General features: G+C 67.2%; 11 protein-coding genes and 1 pseudogene. 6 read left to right on the plus strand and 6 right to left on the minus strand.

All coding sequences use genetic code 11. From position 1 onward, the window contains the following. The first annotated feature begins 394 nt into the window (after window positions 1-394). Both ACGFIW_RS19620 and ACGFIW_RS19625 read left to right on the plus strand, forming a co-directional pair. Window positions 395-520 (plus strand): hypothetical protein, encoded by a 126-nt coding sequence (locus ACGFIW_RS19620; protein WP_393317440.1) that lies wholly within the window; start codon window positions 395-397, stop codon window positions 518-520. Continuing rightward, complete coding sequence (locus ACGFIW_RS19625) at window positions 513-1,505, plus strand: hypothetical protein (RefSeq protein WP_393317442.1); 993 nt, start codon at window positions 513-515, stop codon at window positions 1,503-1,505. The genes ACGFIW_RS19620 and ACGFIW_RS19625 overlap by 8 nt, the downstream gene beginning before the upstream one ends. Window positions 1,506-1,873: 368 nt before the next feature. Here ACGFIW_RS19625 and ACGFIW_RS19630 read toward each other — a convergent pair. From ACGFIW_RS19630 to ACGFIW_RS19655, 6 genes and pseudogenes are all read right to left on the minus strand, one after another. Next, window positions 1,874-2,766: pseudogene (locus ACGFIW_RS19630) on the minus strand (IS3 family transposase); the annotation flags it as partial. A gap of 277 nt (window positions 2,767-3,043) precedes the next feature. Next, window positions 3,044-5,608, minus strand: coding sequence for a hypothetical protein (locus ACGFIW_RS19635; RefSeq protein ID WP_393317445.1), 2,565 nt, complete (start codon window positions 5,606-5,608; stop codon window positions 3,044-3,046). Window positions 5,609-5,634: 26 nt separating this feature from the next. After that, window positions 5,635-7,986: a Clp protease N-terminal domain-containing protein gene (locus ACGFIW_RS19640; protein ID WP_393317448.1), complete on the minus strand. Its 2,352-nt coding sequence runs from the start codon at window positions 7,984-7,986 to the stop codon at window positions 5,635-5,637. 149 nt (window positions 7,987-8,135) lie between these two features. Further along, window positions 8,136-11,117 carry a CHAT domain-containing protein gene (locus tag ACGFIW_RS19645; protein WP_393317451.1) on the minus strand — a complete coding sequence of 994 codons (2,982 nt, stop codon included), beginning with the start codon at window positions 11,115-11,117 and terminating at the stop codon, window positions 8,136-8,138. Continuing rightward, window positions 11,104-12,111, minus strand: coding sequence for a hypothetical protein (locus ACGFIW_RS19650; protein WP_393317454.1), 1,008 nt, complete (start codon window positions 12,109-12,111; stop codon window positions 11,104-11,106). The genes ACGFIW_RS19645 and ACGFIW_RS19650 overlap by 14 nt, the downstream gene beginning before the upstream one ends. Next, the gene (locus tag ACGFIW_RS19655) at window positions 12,108-12,809 is read right to left on the minus strand and encodes a DUF6338 family protein (protein WP_393317457.1); all 702 of its coding nucleotides are present in this window, start codon (window positions 12,807-12,809) and stop codon (window positions 12,108-12,110) included. Before ACGFIW_RS19655 ends, ACGFIW_RS19650 begins: the two co-directional genes overlap by 4 nt. A 338-nt stretch (window positions 12,810-13,147) precedes the next feature. Here ACGFIW_RS19655 and ACGFIW_RS19660 point away from each other — a divergent pair, with 338 nt between their 5' ends. The 4 genes from ACGFIW_RS19660 to ACGFIW_RS19675 all read left to right on the plus strand — a co-directional run bounded on the left by ACGFIW_RS19660 (window position 13,148) and on the right by ACGFIW_RS19675 (window position 17,823). Continuing rightward, entirely contained in the window at window positions 13,148-13,633 is a 486-nt protein-coding gene (locus tag ACGFIW_RS19660) for a hypothetical protein (protein ID WP_393317460.1), read from the plus strand. A 361-nt stretch (window positions 13,634-13,994) separates the two neighbouring features. After that, entirely contained in the window at window positions 13,995-15,323 is a 1,329-nt protein-coding gene (locus ACGFIW_RS19665) for a hypothetical protein (RefSeq protein WP_393317463.1), read from the plus strand. Beyond that, entirely contained in the window at window positions 15,323-15,898 is a 576-nt protein-coding gene (locus ACGFIW_RS19670; RefSeq protein WP_393317466.1) for a hypothetical protein, read from the plus strand. Before ACGFIW_RS19665 ends, ACGFIW_RS19670 begins: the two co-directional genes overlap by 1 nt. Further along, window positions 15,895-17,823 (plus strand): hypothetical protein, encoded by a 1,929-nt coding sequence (locus tag ACGFIW_RS19675; protein WP_393317469.1) that lies wholly within the window; start codon window positions 15,895-15,897, stop codon window positions 17,821-17,823. Before ACGFIW_RS19670 ends, ACGFIW_RS19675 begins: the two co-directional genes overlap by 4 nt. Window positions 17,824-17,887: the final 64 nt, after the last annotated feature.

Below are 17,887 nucleotides of genomic sequence, written 5' to 3' on the forward strand. Positions count from 1 at the left end.
CATCGATGGTCACGATGGCGACGCCGACACCAGTACCGCGCCAAAACAGCCCACTACCAGCGAAGACTCCAACTTCGCCAGGCGCGGCTGGAGTACTAAGCCCCAGCAGGAGTACCGCGCCTGACCCCGGAAGAGTGGACCGAGTCCCTCGGCCACTTCGAGCTGCGCAAAATGGAACTCGGCGTCTGCACCCGGGACTTCGACACCCCCTGCGTCCACGAGCACCTGCATCCGCTGCCCAGCGCTTCGCCCCGATCCTGCCCAAGCGCCCAGGCTCGAGTCGATCCTTCAAAATCTAGATGCCCGGATCGCCGAGGCACGCGAACATGGGTGGCTCGGCGAGATCGCGGGGCTGCAGGTCAGTCGCACGGCCGCCGAGTAGAAGCTCGCCGCCATGCAGCAGCTTGCGGCAAACCACCGAACCACCCACCTGGGCATGCCGGACTACCGTCCCGTTGCGGGCCGGACCGGCACGTCGCTCACGATCAAGAAGAACGAGGGGATACGCACCGATGACTGACCGGCCTGACGACGGTGAGACGTCCGACCCGCAGGAGGAGCCGGCACCTCGCCGGGCCGATGACGATCCAGCGGATTCCCCTACCCGCCAGGGATGGATGCGGGGCCGTCCTCCAGGTCCGGAGGACCTGACCCCGGAGTTCATCGAAGCCATGGCCAGGGCAGTCGCGAAGTGGCCCGACTACAGCAAGCTCGTTTCCCCTGGACTCCTCAACGCCGCAACCCAGATGTCAGCCCAAGTGGCGGCCGTCAGCAAGGCCATGGAGCCCATGCTCATCAACCTCCAGAAGAGCCTCGCCAACCTTCCGAAGATCACCCTGCCTGACATGACAGGCGTCGGGGCAGTCATCGACAGGCTCATCGCCAAGCTGCCGCCGAACTGGCCGATGGGCGATCCGGATCTCATCGAGAAGGTGTTCTCCATCGTCCAGGACGAGGGGATCCCGCTGGTCTGGGTGCCACGGAAGGAGATCGTCCGACAGGTCCTCCAGGCGGCAAACCGAGATGAGCGGATCAAGGTCCTGCTGGCACACCGCGACGACATCATCCAGGACTGCCGGGACGTTCTTGCCAAGATCAGCGACGGCGAGCTGGTGAGCCAACTTCCGCTCGCCACCAACGTCATCAATGCGTTCGCGGATGGGCACGACGAGGCCGCCCAGTCGCTCGCCGTGGTGGTCACCGAAACGGTCGTGTCTCGAGCGATCGACCGGGACTACAAGAAGGTCAAGAACGCCGTGAAGATCGACGACTGGGGCGATCTGTCGGTGGCTGAGCTCCGGCTCAGGACCGCGCTGGCCGCTATCGGGCCGTTCTACGCGGCGTGGTTCCCCAGCTGGGGCACGCCAGCGCCCACAGAGCTCAGCCGCCACGTCACCGTCCACCAGGCCGATGTCGGCCACTACACGGCAGGCAACAGCCTCGTTGCGGTCATGCTGATGACCTCCATCCTCCGCGCCATTCAGGAGTTGCACGAACAGCCCTGATCCAGTGACTAATCTGCGAGGACGATCACAGACCGTTACGGAACGGGCCTATAGAGATCATTTTCGATAGTTTAAGTAAGAGGCCGCCTCCGAGCTGCTCGCCGCGATGACCGCGCCGGCACGGATGCCGAAGGCCGGCCGCTGGTAGCCAGTACCCCGCGTGTCCACCTTCGGCTCCAGCACGTTGCCCGGCGGGATGTGGGGCGCACGGTGGACGTCGCACGGAACGGCTGCTCGGGCGGAGTGCTCCTGGTTAGCGTGAGTCGCATAAGCGAGGAGGCGCGGGAGCGCGATGTGCTGCTGGCCTCCCAGTAACTTCCGGCCCGAAACAACGACAGCGCCGGTCACGACTTCCCGGCGCCGGGTGCTCGTCGGCGGTGGTAGGTGCGTTCGATCCAGGTCACGATGGCCAGGCGTAGTTCGTGGCGGGTGGTCCAGCGTTGCCGGTCGAGAACGTTGCGTTGTAGTAGGGCGAAAAACGACTCCATCGCAGCGTTGTCACCGCGCGCGCCGACGCGGCCCATCGAGCCGACCAAACCGTTGCGGTGCAACGCTTCACGAATTTCCTGGACCGAAATTGGCTACCCCGGTCCGAGTGGACCACGTTGCCGGCCGATTCCCGCAGTCGATTCGCGTTACGCAGCGCCACCACGGCCAAGGACGCCTTCAGGCGGGTGTCGATGGAGTAGCCGACGATCCGGCCGGAGTGCTCGTCCTTGAGCGCGCACAGGTACAGCTTGCCCTCGCCGGTGGGGTGTTCGGTGATGTCGGTCAGCCACAGCCGGTTAGGGCGTCGGCGGTGAAACGGCGCTGCACCAGGTCGTCGTGCACCTGCGGTCCAGCCCGCCTGGTGAGGCCCTTGCGCTTGGCGAACACCGACCAGTTGCGCTGCTGTGAGCAGAGCCTGGCCACCCGGTTAGGGCCGACGGTGATGCCGTGGGCGGGAAGTTCGTCGGCGATGAACCGGTAGCCGAACGCCGGATCGCCGGCGTGGATGTCCGGAGCGGCGTTGATCAGGTGCGCGTTGTCCCAGTCCCGCTGCGAGACCGGGCTGGTCTTCCACGCGTAGTAGGCCTGCTTGCTGAACCCAGCACCCGGCAGGTCACCGCGACGGGGATCCCGTCCGCAGCCAGGTCACCGCCCAGCGGGTACATCATTTTGGGGCGATTTCCTTGGCGAAGAACGCCGCTGCCCGACGCAGGATCTCGTTCTCCTGCTCCAGCAGCTTGTTACGCCGCCGCAGCTCCTGCAGCTCCGCGGACTCGCTGCTGGTGACCTCGGCATGGCAGACATCCCTCCAGGCGAGGAACGCATCCTCACCGGTCAGGAGTCAACCGAACCGGGGGCAGTTCCCCTTCCGCTGGCCGTTGCAGTTCGCGTGCCTGCGTCGGCTCATAAATCACCCGCCCTGCCAAAGGCAGCGCGGCCTGAATGCGACGAGTACCCGTTCAGGACCACCTATGAAGGTGCCAGCGGGTCCAGCGAACTCGCGGTATGGCAGTGTCCTTCTTCCTCAGAGGAGCGATGACGATATCCGCCTAAACCAGCAAGGCGGGCAAAACTAGGTCGCAGGCAGGTGCTGTGTCTGGGACGGAGGCTGCCAGGGCGCGTAGCTCAACTGTGGCTTCCCAGATCACGTACGGTTGGACCGAGCCGCTGAGCGCTCCGCAAACTGCGTTAACCGCCTCGGCGGCTCGGCCGCGCAGCACGTGGCAGTAGGCCAGCGCGAGCAATCTGTCACCGTTCCAGGCACCGGAAGGCGGCGGCACGAGGAGGCCGGCCGCCTCGTCGGCCTCAGCAGCGGCATCCGTGGACCAACCGCCAGCGAGAAGTGCTACCGCGTATATGCGGCGGGCTTTGTGCATCGTCGGGGCCAGATCGGCGGCCAGCCGTGCCTCACGCAACGCGCGTTCATGATCGCCGAGAGTTAAGCTAGCCTCGGCTGCCGTCACTCGGCTGGTCCAGGCGTCAGGCCGGGATCGGATCGCTGCCTCAGCGTCGGTCAGGGCCTCCTTCGCCTGGCCGAGCAACTGGTGGAATCCCCCCCGCATCTGTCGGACGTAGTGCTCATCCGGGTTCATCGCGACCGCTTGGTTCAGTGATTCCAGTGCCTCTGGGCGGCGCTGCGCCACCCAGTAGGCCAGACCGCGGTAGGCATGCCCGAGCAGACTTTCACCATGCTGGTCGTCGACTGCGGCGAGGTCGTTGAAGGCCTCGGTCGTGCGTCCCAGGTAGGCCAGCTGACGTGCGCGCATCAGCCGCAATGGCCACGGTGTGCCTGTAACGGCGATCACCGCGTCCAGCACGGAGACGGCGGTTTCCGGTCGTTCAGCCCGCCATAGCTCGTCCGCGATCTGTGCCGCGCGACTGCGGAACTCGTCGTTGTCACGGCGGGAGGCCAGTAGCGCCCTGAACTCCGCGCGCAAGCTGTCCGCGGCGTCGTCACCACGGCCGAGAGCGGTGAGGCAAGCCGCGCGGACGTGGTGGAACTCGGCGTCTGGGTGCAGGCCGAGCTGTGCATCTGCGTGCCCGAGCAGGTCGAGGGTTCGCTGGGGTGCGAGTTCGGCGCACCGGCGGGCACCGTTCAGCACGACTCGGGCCAGCGCCGGCCCATCCAGCCGGCGGCGTTCATCGAGGAGTCGCGCGAGGAAGCTGAGCGCCTCTCCGACCGCATGAGTGGTCGTCGGTATCGCGCCAGGGGCGGTGAGCAGCAGAGCGAGATAGCGGGTCGCGTACGTCCCAGGATCGCTGCTCGCCATCAGCCGCAGCACCTCGATGCGTTCCCGGTCGATTTGCGTGCCAGCTGTCTCCGCGCCGGCTCGTCGCGCCCGGTTCTGCGCGTCATCGAGGGCGGCGTCGATCGCCGGCAGCGCATCGTCGTTGAGTATCTGCTCGGTGTGCACAGCGACGGCTGCAGCGGCGTTCCACTCCCCGTGCTGCTCGTGCAGTTGTCTGATCTTCTTGTAGAGATCGCGGCAGGTGCCGCGATCGCTGCCGTCCACCCCGTGATGACGGAAGAGCTCAGCAGCTTCGGCAAGGGCCGCGCGCTGTTCGCGGACGAGGCCCGCATCGTCCAGGCACCAGGATCGTCGAACCAGGGCCCATGCCAGTTCGTTCCAGGATCTTCTACCAGTGTTCGCGTATCGTGCCCGGGCCAGACGTAGGCTGATCGCCGAGGCGCCCAAGGCCAGGTCACGGTGCCCGATGCGGGCGGCGTGCAGCGAGACGCTCCGCAGCGCGCGCATGTCCGCGTCAGCGAAGTTGTTCGGGTCGATCTTGCCTAGGCCGCCATAGATGGTCTGAATGCGGTCTAACAGGGTGCGGGTGTCCTCGTCGGTCAACCACCCGCCGACCTGTTGCGCGGCCTTGGCCCAGTCTCCGATTAGATTCGCCTGCGAGTACCAGCAGATGTCCGAGCTGAGATGCCGGTCGGGAACGAGCCGCGTCGCTTGGGGAGCGAGGCCGGCCCGGACGAGGATGGATGCGGCAAGCTCAGTGTCAGTGCTGGAAGTCTCGCTCGCGCCGGCGTGCCCGGCGACGGCCAGGGACCAGAGAATCCGTTCGAGCGTCCCGCCGTTGCTGGACAGCAGACCACGGACGTCGGCATATTCCCGTTCCGCTTTCGCGTACTGTTCCTTGACCAGCATTGCCGATGCTCGTTCGAGGCCAGCTGACGCGCGTTCGATCGGGTCACCGCCGCCGGCCTGCATGGCAGGCGGCGGTGTGCTGGCGAGCACTGCCACGACGGTGCGCGCGTTCGTCAGGGCACGGGTGATGCGCGCGCCCGGGCGGCGCACCTCGGTGGCCGCCTTGTGCAGGAGCACGGCGGCCGACTCGAGTTCGCCGTCGCGCGCTTGGGTTAGCGCCAGCAGAATCCGCGCTTCCGCCTCGCCGCGCCCGCGGCTGGGTGAGTCATCGTGGGCCGCGCCGGCAAGCCGCCGGGCGAGCTCGTAGCAGCCGAGCAGGTAGGCGAGGTGGGCGGCGGCTAGGGCGACCGGCCAGCGGCATCGGGTACGGATCGGGTGCTGAGCGAGGATCTCCAGGTATGCGTCGAGCGCTTCGGCGAGCCGTCCCGTGTCCTCTATCTGGGCGGCACGACGCACTGCCGTCGGGTGGTGTCGGCAGCGCCTCATTCCACGCTCCGCGCTAGGTGGTGAGTCGGCAGCATCCGCCGTGCCTGTGGAGTGAGGACGGGTACCGGATCGGCTAGCGGCCGCCCATGGTCGGTCCCGGCCATGGCTATGTCCTCCGGGCCGGTCCATCGGGACCGACGGTCACGTGCGACGGCGCTTGCGGCGCGAGTGAGCAGAGTGGTGCCGGGTGGTGCTGGTCCCGGGTCGTCTTCGGTTGCCTGTTGCAGGTGGGATACCTCGATACCCCAACTGCCGTCGTGGTCGGCGGTGTGCCGTGCCGCCGCCAGGACGCCGCGGGCCTGGCATCCCAACCGAACGAGACTGCGGTCCTGGTTCGGCTGCGCGGGTGGCGTATGTAGTGCCGCCCGAAGGTGATCGGGGTCGAGGATGGCTGCGGGCGTGTCAGCGGCCAGGTCGAGCGCGGCGCCGACTGCGAGCCAGGCGGGCAGCGTCAGCCGATGCGCGGCGGCCGCGCGGCCTGCGGCGAACAGCGGTGCGAGCAGGGTTTCCCGTACAGGATCGAGCAGGTCGGCTCTGATTCGGGCAGACGCCTCTTCGAGGTCCACCCCGTGCCGGACGAGGGCCGCCGCGCCGCTACCGTGGGTGTCGGCCAGCAGGGCCAGCAGTAGGTGGGCCGGGCGTACCCGGGTCTCACCGACCCCGCGGGCGACCGCGAGAGCGGAGCGGGCGAGCGGCCACAGGGCCGGTTCAGCTTCGGTCGGCGGGTCGACGCCGGAGGCGTACCAGGAGGCAGTCGTCTGTCGTACCGCGCTGAGCGGAGCGCCCAGTGGCGTCATCAGGTAGGCGCATCCGCCGTCGGAGAGAGTGGCGAGCAGGACGTGTTCCAGGCCGACATGGCGATGCCCGAGATCACGGGCTGTCTCCACGGCGAGGGCGAGGGTCCAGCAACGGCCTCCGGTTTCAGCGATCAGGCTCGCCAGCCAGACCGGCTCCGCAGCGGCGGACGTGGTTTCCGGTGCGGCATTGACGATGGGGGTCGGGGACACCGGAGCTTGAGGTATGGGAGGTGGGTCCGAGACAGCTTCGGGTGGTGCCTGGTGTGACGGCTCAGGTGGTGTGATGAGCCGATCTCGCGCTACGCCGAACGTCTCTGAGCGGTCGGCGGCGAGGCGAACGAAGAGCCTTCTGGCAGTATCGCCGCCTGGCCGCTGCGGTTCGGGTTCATCGATCCCGGCGAGATCCCACAGGGACTGCGCGACGTTCTGGCGGTGCCGGGCCCAAACGGCCAGGTGGTGTCCGTCGGCCAGTACGTGTGCCCGGTGGTCGGCGACGTCTCGTGCACGACGGAGCAGGCCGGCTACCCGGTCGGCGGCATCTCCGCGACGGTGGCTGATGATCGCGAGGGATCTCAGCAGGTGCGCCTGGACCAGCGGCTGGCCGAGTAGACCGGCCGCCTCGACAGCCACCGACGTCATCTCGTGTTGGTCATCGTCGAGCGTCTCCGACGGCGCTGCGGCGACAGCAGCGGCCATGCCGTTGACTGCGTTGACGATCGCCAGCCAACGCAGTTGGTCCGCACGCCGAATCTTGATTTTTCCCTGTGGATCCGTGGGTTCGGAGGGCGGAACGTTCTTGTTGATCCACGTGATGGCGTTGACGAAGGCCTTCTTCGCCTCCGCACCATCACCGTCCTCCAGCATCCGCCATCCCTGTCGGGTCAGCTGACTCACGAAGCGCACATGGTCGCCCGGCGTGAGTCCCTGCTGGACGAGAACGACACTTAACTCGTTGAACAGCTCGTCAAGGCTGCGTACAGGCCGGTCGGTGAGAAAAACATCGACGGCGGTCCAGCGGAGGTTCCGGTCGGTGCGCCGATCGCTCTGGGTCAGCCGCTGCGCCTGCCGCAGGGCCGCGCGCGCTCCCTCCCCGTCGCCGAGCCCGAGTAGGGCCGCTGCGCGGGTCGTGTGCGCGCGAACCGCGAGGGTTGCGACCTTGCCAGTCGGGTCTGGCGGGATGCGGAGCGCCACCGCATCGGCCATCTCGGTCGCAAGCTGGAAAGTGCCGGCCCGGCCGGCGGCCTCGGCAGCGCGCAGAAGGAGCCGCTGTTCGCACGAGGTCGTGGGAGGATGATCGGCGATCAGAGCCAGGTACGCGTCCGCGGCATCGTGAGCGTTGCCGTACCGCAGCAGTTGGTCCGCCCTGGCCAACCGCGCCTTTAGCCCGTGATGGCAGCGCAGGCGTGGAACGACCGGCTCGGACAGGTCCCGCTGCCGGAGGCGCCCTGCACAGAAGGTCTCCCACGCGCCATCCCAGAGACGCAACACCACCGCGGCGATGAGGAAGCTCAGGGGGATTTGCAGACCCGCGAGCGCGGCGACGGCGACCACCGCAGCTATGAACGCCCGCCGACTCGCCAGGAAGCAGACCAGGAGTACAACGGAGCCCTCAAGCCATCCAAGGCGTGTAACGCACACGACCGCGAAGATCGGGAAGGGCAGCGCTCCTGGTAGCCACACAAGGATCGAACGTGTCACCGTCACCGCTCCCAACCAACGCCGACGTAGGCCAACGACAGCCACGCCGCCGGGTAGGTGCTCCGGTCCGCCCGCCACCGCTGCAGCTCGCCGAGCTGCACCCGACGTAGCGCCGATACCGGGTCCGGACTGGAGGAGAACCCCTGGATGAGCCCGTCGGTGATGCGCTTCATGTGTTTGTTGGCATGGACGGTGTAGAGGGTGCAGCAGACATGGGAGGCGCCCGCGAGCACCACGGCGGCACCCAGGCCCAACCATTCGCCGGTCGGGGTCTGTCCCGACACGAGATCGGGTGCTGATCCGATACCGATACTGCCGCATCCGATCAGCACTACCCGCTCGGGCAGGGCGAGCCTGTGCTCGGAGCCGTCAGGTGGCACGAGATCAATCATGGTCAATCGTTCGTTGCCGCCCCTGCCGTTCGGTCCGAGTTGTAAGCCGCTGCGTGCGACGTTCCCGGCTTCGGCGTCGTCGGCTTCGGCGCCCACGTGACCGATCAGGGTCAGCACCCAGGCCTGGTGGTCATCATGGGCGTGGAGCAGGTTGCGGCAGTCGTTGAGACTCAGCGGCCCGCGTACCACCCGGTCGACGCCGTCGGGCCGGGTCAGGATCTCCATGTCAGCTTCACCGTGGGGAGCGGCGATGGCGAGCCGGGCTGGCCAACTATCCGGCCGATCAGCTGAGCCGGAGCGTGGCCGCGCGTGGATCACCGCCCAGGACGGCATGTGGATGACCGCAGCCCGGTCGACGACGCGGAGGTCTGTGCCGGGTCCTAGCGGAAACCCGGCAACCGGCAGGTGACCGAGCGCGGTCGGAAGCGACACAACCAGGGTGGCGTCCGTGCTCTGCCGCAACCCGTCGGCCAGGGGGGCGGGTAGGAATGCCGCGGCGACGCGGGCAAGGATCTGCCGCTCCGCCTCCTGCGAGGCAGCCGGCCCGAGGGCACCTGCGCGCAGTTTCTCGCGCACCCCGTCCGTGCTCTCACCTGGCAACGCGAATGGTAGCGCCGCGAGCAGAGCCTTGTACGCCTCCGCAGCGGGCGTGCCTGCGCCGAGCGGAATGCGCCCCTGCGACCATTCGCCGCCCGGGTCGCGGACCGCCCAGTAGCAGTCGTCGAGCACCGTCGCGGCACTCCAATACCAGGTACACGGCCCGATCGCCGTCAACTCCTGGTCCAACGCAATCTCCGCGGCCGAGTCATCAAGACGAGGGAGACGCAGACCCGAGCCGACCCGTACTCGAGGCGGCTGCCGCACCGGATTGAGCCCTTGCAGGACGGCCATGGCGTCGGTGGAATCGGCGGTCGGCCCGGTGACCGTGGCCGGCCGATCCCGGCTGTGGCTGCCGGCGGCAGCGGCGTCCAGTGCGGCCATAGCGGATAGCGAGTCCACGTCAGTCGCTGCGGGCAATGCCTCGCCGCGGGCCAGTTCGATGACCTCCGCGACCAGAGGGCTGTCACCGCTCGCCGAGGCAAGAGCCAGCATCGTGGCATGCGCATCGAGCTGGGTTCTGCTCCACGACTCTCGCCACCTCGCCGAGGGCAGCATGTATCGGCCGTGCTGAGCCGCCACCAGAGCGGACGCCGCGTAGGCCAAGGCACGCTCCGGCTCACCCGCAGCCTGATCAAGTTTTGCCAGCAGCCGCCGACCGGTGGTGGCAGCCAGCGGTCGGCTGTCTGCATCGATCATCGCGAGTGCGGCCACGACGTCCCGCCGCGGATCGGTATGTGCTTCAGAGAGCCGTCCGATCTGCACGCTAGCCCGCAGCAGCAAATCATCGGCTGTCTCATCGCGCGCGTCGAACAGCCCGATCCGGCCGTCTTCACCGCCCACCCGAGACTCCAGTACCCGGGCGGCGTCGTGGGGCAGCCCTTGCCGAATCATCAGCCGGGCCATCCACATCTCGGTGGTCTGCAGGACGTCAAAGTCACGGAGCCGGACGGCGAGCAGCCGGTAGTCGTGCACGATGTCGAGGGCTTTTTCGACCGGCGCCTCGGCGATGCAGCGCTGCGCCTCGATTAGCTCCAGACGGCGGGCGTATCGTCGGCAGGATCGGGCGCGCAGCAGGCTGGAGGCGGTGGCTCGTACCTGAGGCGCACTGGCCGCGCCAGTCTGTTCCAGGATCATCGCCAGCTGGGCAAGGCACCATCCCTTGACGGTGTCCGGGGTGGCCACGGTCCACTCGGTCGCCTCCGAGGCCAGAGACAGCGCGGTGTCGATGTCGCCCTTGTCGAAGGCGATCAGCGCCGAGCAGACTCTGATCATCGGCTGCAGGGATTCCGGCATGGCCGTACAGGCGGCGACGAAGGGCTCGGCGAGTTGGGCACGCGAGGAGGTAGCGAGGTCGACGGCGTTCGCTAGAGGTTCAGAGCGACCGGTGATCGCGAGGCGGAGCCTTAAGCGTCGCGGGATCATGCCGAGCACGGGTCCCTGTGCCCACCAGGGGGCTGCCCTGAGCGGGCCGAGCGCGCCATAGCTGATCAGCATCCAGGCCGCGTAGACACCCAGTACGCAGGCCCACCAGCCTTGGACGTCCACCACCACCGCTATGACCGCCACCGCGATGAGTCCGACAACGGCGCGCGGGTCCCGCCGACCGACTAGCAGGACGGTCAGCGCGACCAGGCCGACCTGCGCCGCCGCCCACCGGTCGAGCGGCCATCGGGCGGCTCCGAACGTGGCGGCGATTGCCGTCGCAACAGTCAGCCGCCACCGCAGCGGCCGCAACGCCGACCGCACCAGCGGCCGCACCGCGTCGGCGTGGAAAGATCCCAGGCGTTGGCGGGTGGTCCGGGCCGCCCGCAACTCTCGTCTCGATTCGAGTGCGCCCCACACATGGCCGAGAGCTTCGATCGGGCCAAATCTCTGAACGGCTAGGATCACATCCAGGATGCTCGGTAGCGCCGCGATCCGCCGGTCCTCGCCGGCGTAGTGGCGCAGCTGGCGGGTCGTCTCCGCGACCCGCTCCTGTTCACTTATCATCATCAATACCCCATCGCCTCATGAGCAGCGAGGTGACTGTGCTCCGGGCCTGCGCGCGGAGCTGGCGCATCGTCAGGTAGGGGTTGCCCGAGTCGACCCGCTTGATGGAAAGCTGGTAGCGGCACTTGACGGCCGACACCAGCGCCGTCATCAGCAGGGGCGCGAACAGGCCGATTGGCAGGAACACGGCGGCGAGGCCGATGAAAATCACGGTGACCCAGAACGGCGTCGTCGTCGTGAGTGTCGATCCGGCGAGGATCAGGGGGAACGCGTACCAGGGGGCGCCCCACCGTATGGCGATGAGCAGGATGCCGATCACCATCAGCTGATGTAGCAGGCTGACGAGGGCCCACCGGTTGGCTCGCACCTGTGCGTACGGTGAGCCGAACGCGTTCCGGCCCGAGACGAGCTGGGCGTCGAGGAATTGCTTGAGGGCTGCCGACCCCGGTGCCGAGCTCCGTACAGCCAGGTCCGCCAGATCCGGCAACGGCGGTATCGCGAAAACCGGGGGCGCCGGCTGCGCATGGAAGGCGCTGTCGTCGGTGAGGGCTGCATCGACGGCGACTCGGGCGACTCCGGTCCGTAGCAGACGCGCGTCGACACCGGCCGTCCGCAACGCTGTCAAGCTGGGCTCGTCGGACTCGGCCAGCGCCAGCGTCAGGTGGACGGATCCGAGCACCAGGTCGTCCATGCGGCGCCTTTGCTGGTCGGCGCGGCGCAACAGGGTCACCAGCAGTCTGTCCCTATCGTGCGCGGATCCTTCGTCATGGGGCGCCGACCGGAGCGCTTGGATCAGGCCGTCCGGATCCATACCCGTCGCGCACAATGCCCGCGTCGCCAGAGCGTCCGGCGCGATGAGGACCGCCGCTCCCACCTCGGCCGGGCTCGGCAGGCGACCGTCGTGTGCCTCCGACCGTGACCGTGCCTGGGCCAACGCGGTCGCGACCACGTGACTGACCGGGAAGGACTCGCCTGCCACCCAAACGATCACGGTCACGGGGTGCTCTGAGGCGCGGCGGTGGACGGCACGACGTAGGTGACCGTCATCAGGATCAGTCGTCGCGCGCTGATGGACACCGCGTTGACATCATGCAGGATCGCGGCGTCAACCTCGCCGGCTGGACGGTAGAGAATCTCACCTCTCAAGGTCAGCTCCCGGTCGCTGCTCTCCACCGGCGCACGGCTGTACGAATGCAGCCGGCCCGCTACGTAGCTGCCGTCGTCCAAGGTGCATCCGACGTGAATGTCGGCATCGCGGTGCTCATGGAACAGCAACCACCAGGCCGACTGCTGAGACTGCGTACGTCGGAGCCGGTCATCGCGCCGCTGGCGGAGAACCTTCGGGAGTGCCCGGTCCCACGGTGTCAAGCTGGCTACGACTGCGCAGCCGATGGCGGTGCCTACCAACGCAGCACTCCAGGCGGTGACCAGGGGTAAGTGTGACGAGGTATAGCGACCGGGACCCAACAGCATCCGGGAGAAGTCCGGGACGGCCAGCGAGGTCGCCTGAGCCACGACACCCAGCAAGGCAACCGCCACAAAATCGATGACGATGCCCGCGAAGATGGTGGCCAGGATCTCTTGGGTCGCAGTCTCGACACGTTCGGGTCTCTTGCGTTGTGTGATCCTGTGGTAGATATGGCCAGGCAATGCGAAGACGATTGCCAACAGTAGGCTCACAACCGTTGTGGGCATTCGCCCTCCATGGTTGGGAATGCGACGTCAGAGCACATTAGGCAGAGCCGAGGCACGGTGTCCATAGCCTGAGGGGCAACAGATGCGTGACGATGATTCTCCCGATCCGAAGGATGCGTCGTATGTGGATGGCACTTCCGACGACGATGATCTAGGTGGCCCACTGGGACAGACAACCGTCTCTGACCAGCGGCCATCGACGTCCACGACCGCGCCTGGTGCGCTGCCAGCGGCCCAGAAGCAGTCTGAGCCGAAACACAGCTGGTGGCAACGCCTTAGAGGCAAGTAAGCCGCTGTCCGGGGGTACCGAGCCAGCCGATCTACGGGAGGTTGAGGCATTGGCAGTGAACATGGGCCGCGTGTGGACTATCGTCGATGAGACCCTGCGCGAGGATGAGCGAGGCCGGGTACATGCCTCCCTCGTAGGAGTGCTGCTCGAGGGCGTGCACCCGATGCACGGATTGCGCGAAAAGGCCGAATCACCGGACCGAGACGTCCTCTACGTCACCGACCACCGTCTGGTCTTCGTGCTGCCTAAGCTCTCGAAGCACCTGCGCTTGAGGGACTCATGGAAGCTTGCACGTGGTGATCTAACCGCCGTAGCCAGGGTGATCTCCATTGCTCGCGAGGGGGTGGTCAGTGTCGAATGCCCGAGCACCCCACCGTCGAGCATCCGGGTGTTCGACGCGACGTTCCTGAGGGTAAACACGAATTGTTCTCGTGGACTGCCGGCCACCTTCGATTTCTGGATTGATCTCAGCATCAAGGAGCTGGGTGGCTTCACCGAGACCATCTCCGCGTGGACAGGTAGATCACATCCCTGACGCGTCGGGTGTGACGTCCCGACCCTCAACTTGGCCGACAGGTCAGCTCAGCCGTAGCACCCGATCCGTCCCGGTGGGCGGCTGCTCTCGCTGCTGTGCAGGTTAAGGCCGAGCACCAACGGCGAGAGGCATTCGTTTGCCGATGCTGCTCTGGCCGGGATGGAGCGGGCTTTGTGGTAGTGGCGCCTCTACTCGTTGGACCTCTGTCGCCTAGGTGACAGTTCGCCCGGCCAGGGGATCTGCGTGGGGCACACTCCCCCCGAGCATTCACGCGGACCGTGAGTGCTCCGACAACTACCGATTGCGGCGCAGGTGGCATTTGCGGGCTAGTGATGTCGGCGCTTCGGCAGCCGATCTCGTCGTGGCGGCGAAGCCGCCTGATGATGCTGGAGCCCGGACGGCAGACCAGTACGAGTGGCAAGCGGTGATGGCTGCCGCTGATGGTCTGAGCCTGTACCTGACGGCTCTCGACGCGCACGGCAACCTCGACGATGGCGACGACGGCCGGCTGCTCTGCGAGTATCACGAGGACTGGGTTGCCCTGCGTAACGGAAATGCGGAACTGGTGTCCGCGAAACATCCAGGGTTGGCTTTCGGCGCCTACAGCACCATCAACTCGTTGGCCGGTGACGGCGGTGTCGCGCACTTGTTCGACCGCTGGTTGGCGATGCAGGAGAAGCCCACGTGTCGGCTGGTCACCACTGCGGGCATGTCTGGAGAACCGCAGCAGCTCATCAAGCTCGCTGAGGTCGCTCGCGACCGGCGTGTCACCGGTGAGACGTACATCGCCGGCGGCCCTGAGATCACGCTGCTCACCAGCTTCGGCAAGAGCTTGCTCAGGCACTGTGACGGCCTCGCCGCCCGGTGGAAACCACCCGACGGCGGTGAGCCGGAGGTGCTGCCCGAGCATCGCGAGCAGATCACCCGCTTCCTGTCGATGTTCACGGTGCAAGACAGCGTGACCCGTAAGTACGCCCCGCACGCGGCGCCGTCGATGTACGCGCAGCCGGTGCTGGACAAGCTCGGTAGCGCCGCTCCCGCCAGTGCAGTGTGGGAGGCCGTTCTCGCCCTGTTCCGCGTCCGCATGCGCGCGGCGGGGCCCACGCCGACCGGTGGCCTGCCGACGGTCCTGGCCTTCCCGATGGGCGGCGCGGCATCCACGTCCGATGACCGTGAGACCGAGTTGACCGGCCGCATCGTGACGCTAACGGACATCGATCTGGCCATCCGGACGGCGATAGCGCACCCAGCGGGCTTTGCGCCGCTGCCGCGGTTGGTGCGCACCAGCCGGTTGGCCATCAAGATGGAGGTCGGGGGCTGCTCCGACAACACCGTGGAACGCGCGGAGCAGCTCCGGTCAGACTGGACCGAGCATTGGCGTGACTCACTGGCATTCGATCCAGAAGCGCGTGCCCGTCAACAGCGGCTGAACCGGGCGCTGCTGCGGATCAACGACGCGGCGGCCGAGCAGGTGAAACGGCCAGGCACCGCCTGGGGCCCGCAGTTGTGGAGGGAACTTGAGGCCGCGTTGGACCGGCAGCAGCGCACCCTGCCGGACGACATGGACGTCGACTTGGCGCTCGGTGGGCTGTGTGAGCTGTCCAATCGGTGCCAGGTGTGGTTCAGCGAGGGCTTTGACGTCGCAAGCGAGCAGGCGCGCCGGCGTCCGGTGGGAGGAGGGGGCAGCTGATGAGCATGCACGCTGCGGATGCCGCCGACCTGGCGTTGCTGCGCGAGGACCTCGCCTACCACCAGACCCGCGTGTTGCTGCTCGTGACCGCCGTCGCGGCCGAGACGGGCCACCAACGAAGGCTGGACGGCCTGACGAAGCTTGCCAAGCTCGACTTCCTGTTGCGGTACCCGGCCTTGGCCAGCACCGTGCTGGACTCCCTGGAGCCGGCAGATCCCCGGCTGCATCTGGCGAAGGAAGACAGGTATCACCCCACCGCCGTAGAAGCACCCATGACCCGGTACAAGTACGGCCCGTGGGACGACCGCTACTACATGATCATCGGCGCGCTCGTCGGTCGTGGGCTCCTGCGTTATGCCCCCGGCAGGAAAGGCAGCGTCGCGCTAGCGCCCACGCCCAAGGGCAAGAGGCACGCCGCCACGATCGCCGCCACCGCGCCGTGGTCGGAGATCGCCGAACGCGGCCAGGTGATCGCGCAGGCGTCGACAGGACTGACAGGCAACGCGTTGAAGGACCTGATCTACCAGAGGCTGGCTGACCTGATGGACCGACCACACCGACAGGTGATCCGTTGACCACGACGTTCCGGCTCAACGCCGTCACCCTGGACACCGTCGAGGGCCCCGTCAGGTATGCCTTCCCCGCGGACTTGACCATCCTCGCCGGGCCGACCGGCGTCGGGAAAACCACCCTGCTGGAGGCCGTGAAGTTCGGATTCGGGTGTGACGGGATGCTCGCGCCCGTGATCACCGACAGCGTGCACGACATCAGCGTCGACGTGACCGTCGGCACCGAACGCTACCTGCTCGTGCGCAGCGTCGATGCGGTCAAACGCCGGGCCGTGCGGGTCACCGATGTCAAGACCCGCGAGCGGCTGCCCGATCACGGCGCAGACGCCCGTGAGTCGCCCAGCGTCTCCGGCTTGTTGATGCGGGCATTGGGCTTCGCCGAGAACATGCGCGCGGCCGCCAGAACCGCCGGTAGCACCAACGCCGGCGCCCGCATCACCTTCGCCGACGTGTTCTCCTACCTGTATGTCCCCCAAGCCGACATGAACCGCGACATTGCCCGCAGCCAGGACCAGTACCTGGCGCCGAAACGCAAAGCCGTTTTCGAGCTGCTGTTCGGTCTCACCGACGAAGCCGTGCTGGCGCTGCGTTCCGACCTCACCACGCTCAACCGGCAGGTCGACGACGCACGCCGCGAAACCGCGACGATCCGCGAATTCCTGTCCATGACGAACACCACCAGCAAGCAGGAAGCGCTCAGCGCACAAGGCGACGCCCGCAACGCGCAAATCGCCGCCGAGGCGTCGCTGCGGGTGCTGCGTAACGAGATCAGCCCGGTCGCCGACCGCGAGACGCAAGTGATACGTGATCTGCTTTACGACGCCGAACGCCGGCTCGCCGAGGCCAAGTCGACCGTCCAGGCGTTGATCAGGCAGCGAGCCGACCTGATCGCCGAACGGCGCCGCGTCGAAGGCGACCTCGCCCGGTTGCACCGCATGCGTGACGCCGGCGACCGCATCGCCGCCATTGAGTTCGTCACGTGCCCCCGGTGCCTGCAGTCGGTGACCGACAGAGCAGTCCCCGAGGGTGCCTGCCGGTTGTGCTTACAGCCCGATCCCGTCACGCCGGACTCCGACACCGACCAGTACGAGCAGCGCCAGCTCACTGGCCAACTGCACGAGATGAGCGACCAACTGGCCCTGCTCGCCGAACAGCTCGCCGCCACCAGCGTCGCTGTCGCCGAGCGTGAGGGCTTGGTCGAAGATCTCACCGCCACGATCGAACAGCGCACGTCCACGCGCGTCAGTCCTCGTCTGCAGGCATTCACCGACGCCTCCACCAGCCTGGCCTACGCCCGGGCGCGCCAGCGGGAACTTGAGGGCGTGCTGCGGCAGTGGGACCGTGTCGATGACCTCACCACCGCCGAGCAGCAGCGCACCGCCGAGCGGGACAGGGTCCACGCGGAGATCGCCCGTCGGGAAGCAGCCATCGATGAGCGGCGTCACGAAATCATCGACGCGCTCACTGCAGAGTTCAACCGGGCGCTACGCAGCATCGGCGTGCCTAGCATCAAGACTGCGCACATCCACCCCACCAACTACCTGCCCATCCTCAACGGCCAGCCCTACACCAAGGTCAGCCGCGGCGGCGGCATCATCACCGCCGTCCAAATCGCCTACTGGACATCAATCCTGTACGTCGTGGTCAGTCGCGGCGACACCTACTACCCGTCCTTCCTGCTCATCGACAGCCCTCGCATGGCGCTGAACTCCGCCACCGGCATCTCCGCCGCGCTCTACAGCCGGCTGCGGGACCTCGCCGCAGCCAGGCCCGGAAAGCTGCAGATGATCGTCGCAGATAACGAACTCCCCGAGGCGGTAGAGCGCGACTTCGCCGAGCTGGATTTCGACTACCCGCATCCCACCGTCGTCACCATCGCCCACCCAGGGCCCAACGCCGTGCAGACGCTCGGCGATCACTCGGATCAATAAACCCGTCCGCGAGTACGGTGGCGCGCCGTTGATGACAGCAGGCCTGAGCAGCGGTTACGGTGGG

This window comes from Micromonospora sp. NPDC048935 (assembly GCF_043197875.1).
Classification (GTDB): domain Bacteria; phylum Actinomycetota; class Actinomycetes; order Mycobacteriales; family Micromonosporaceae; genus Micromonospora.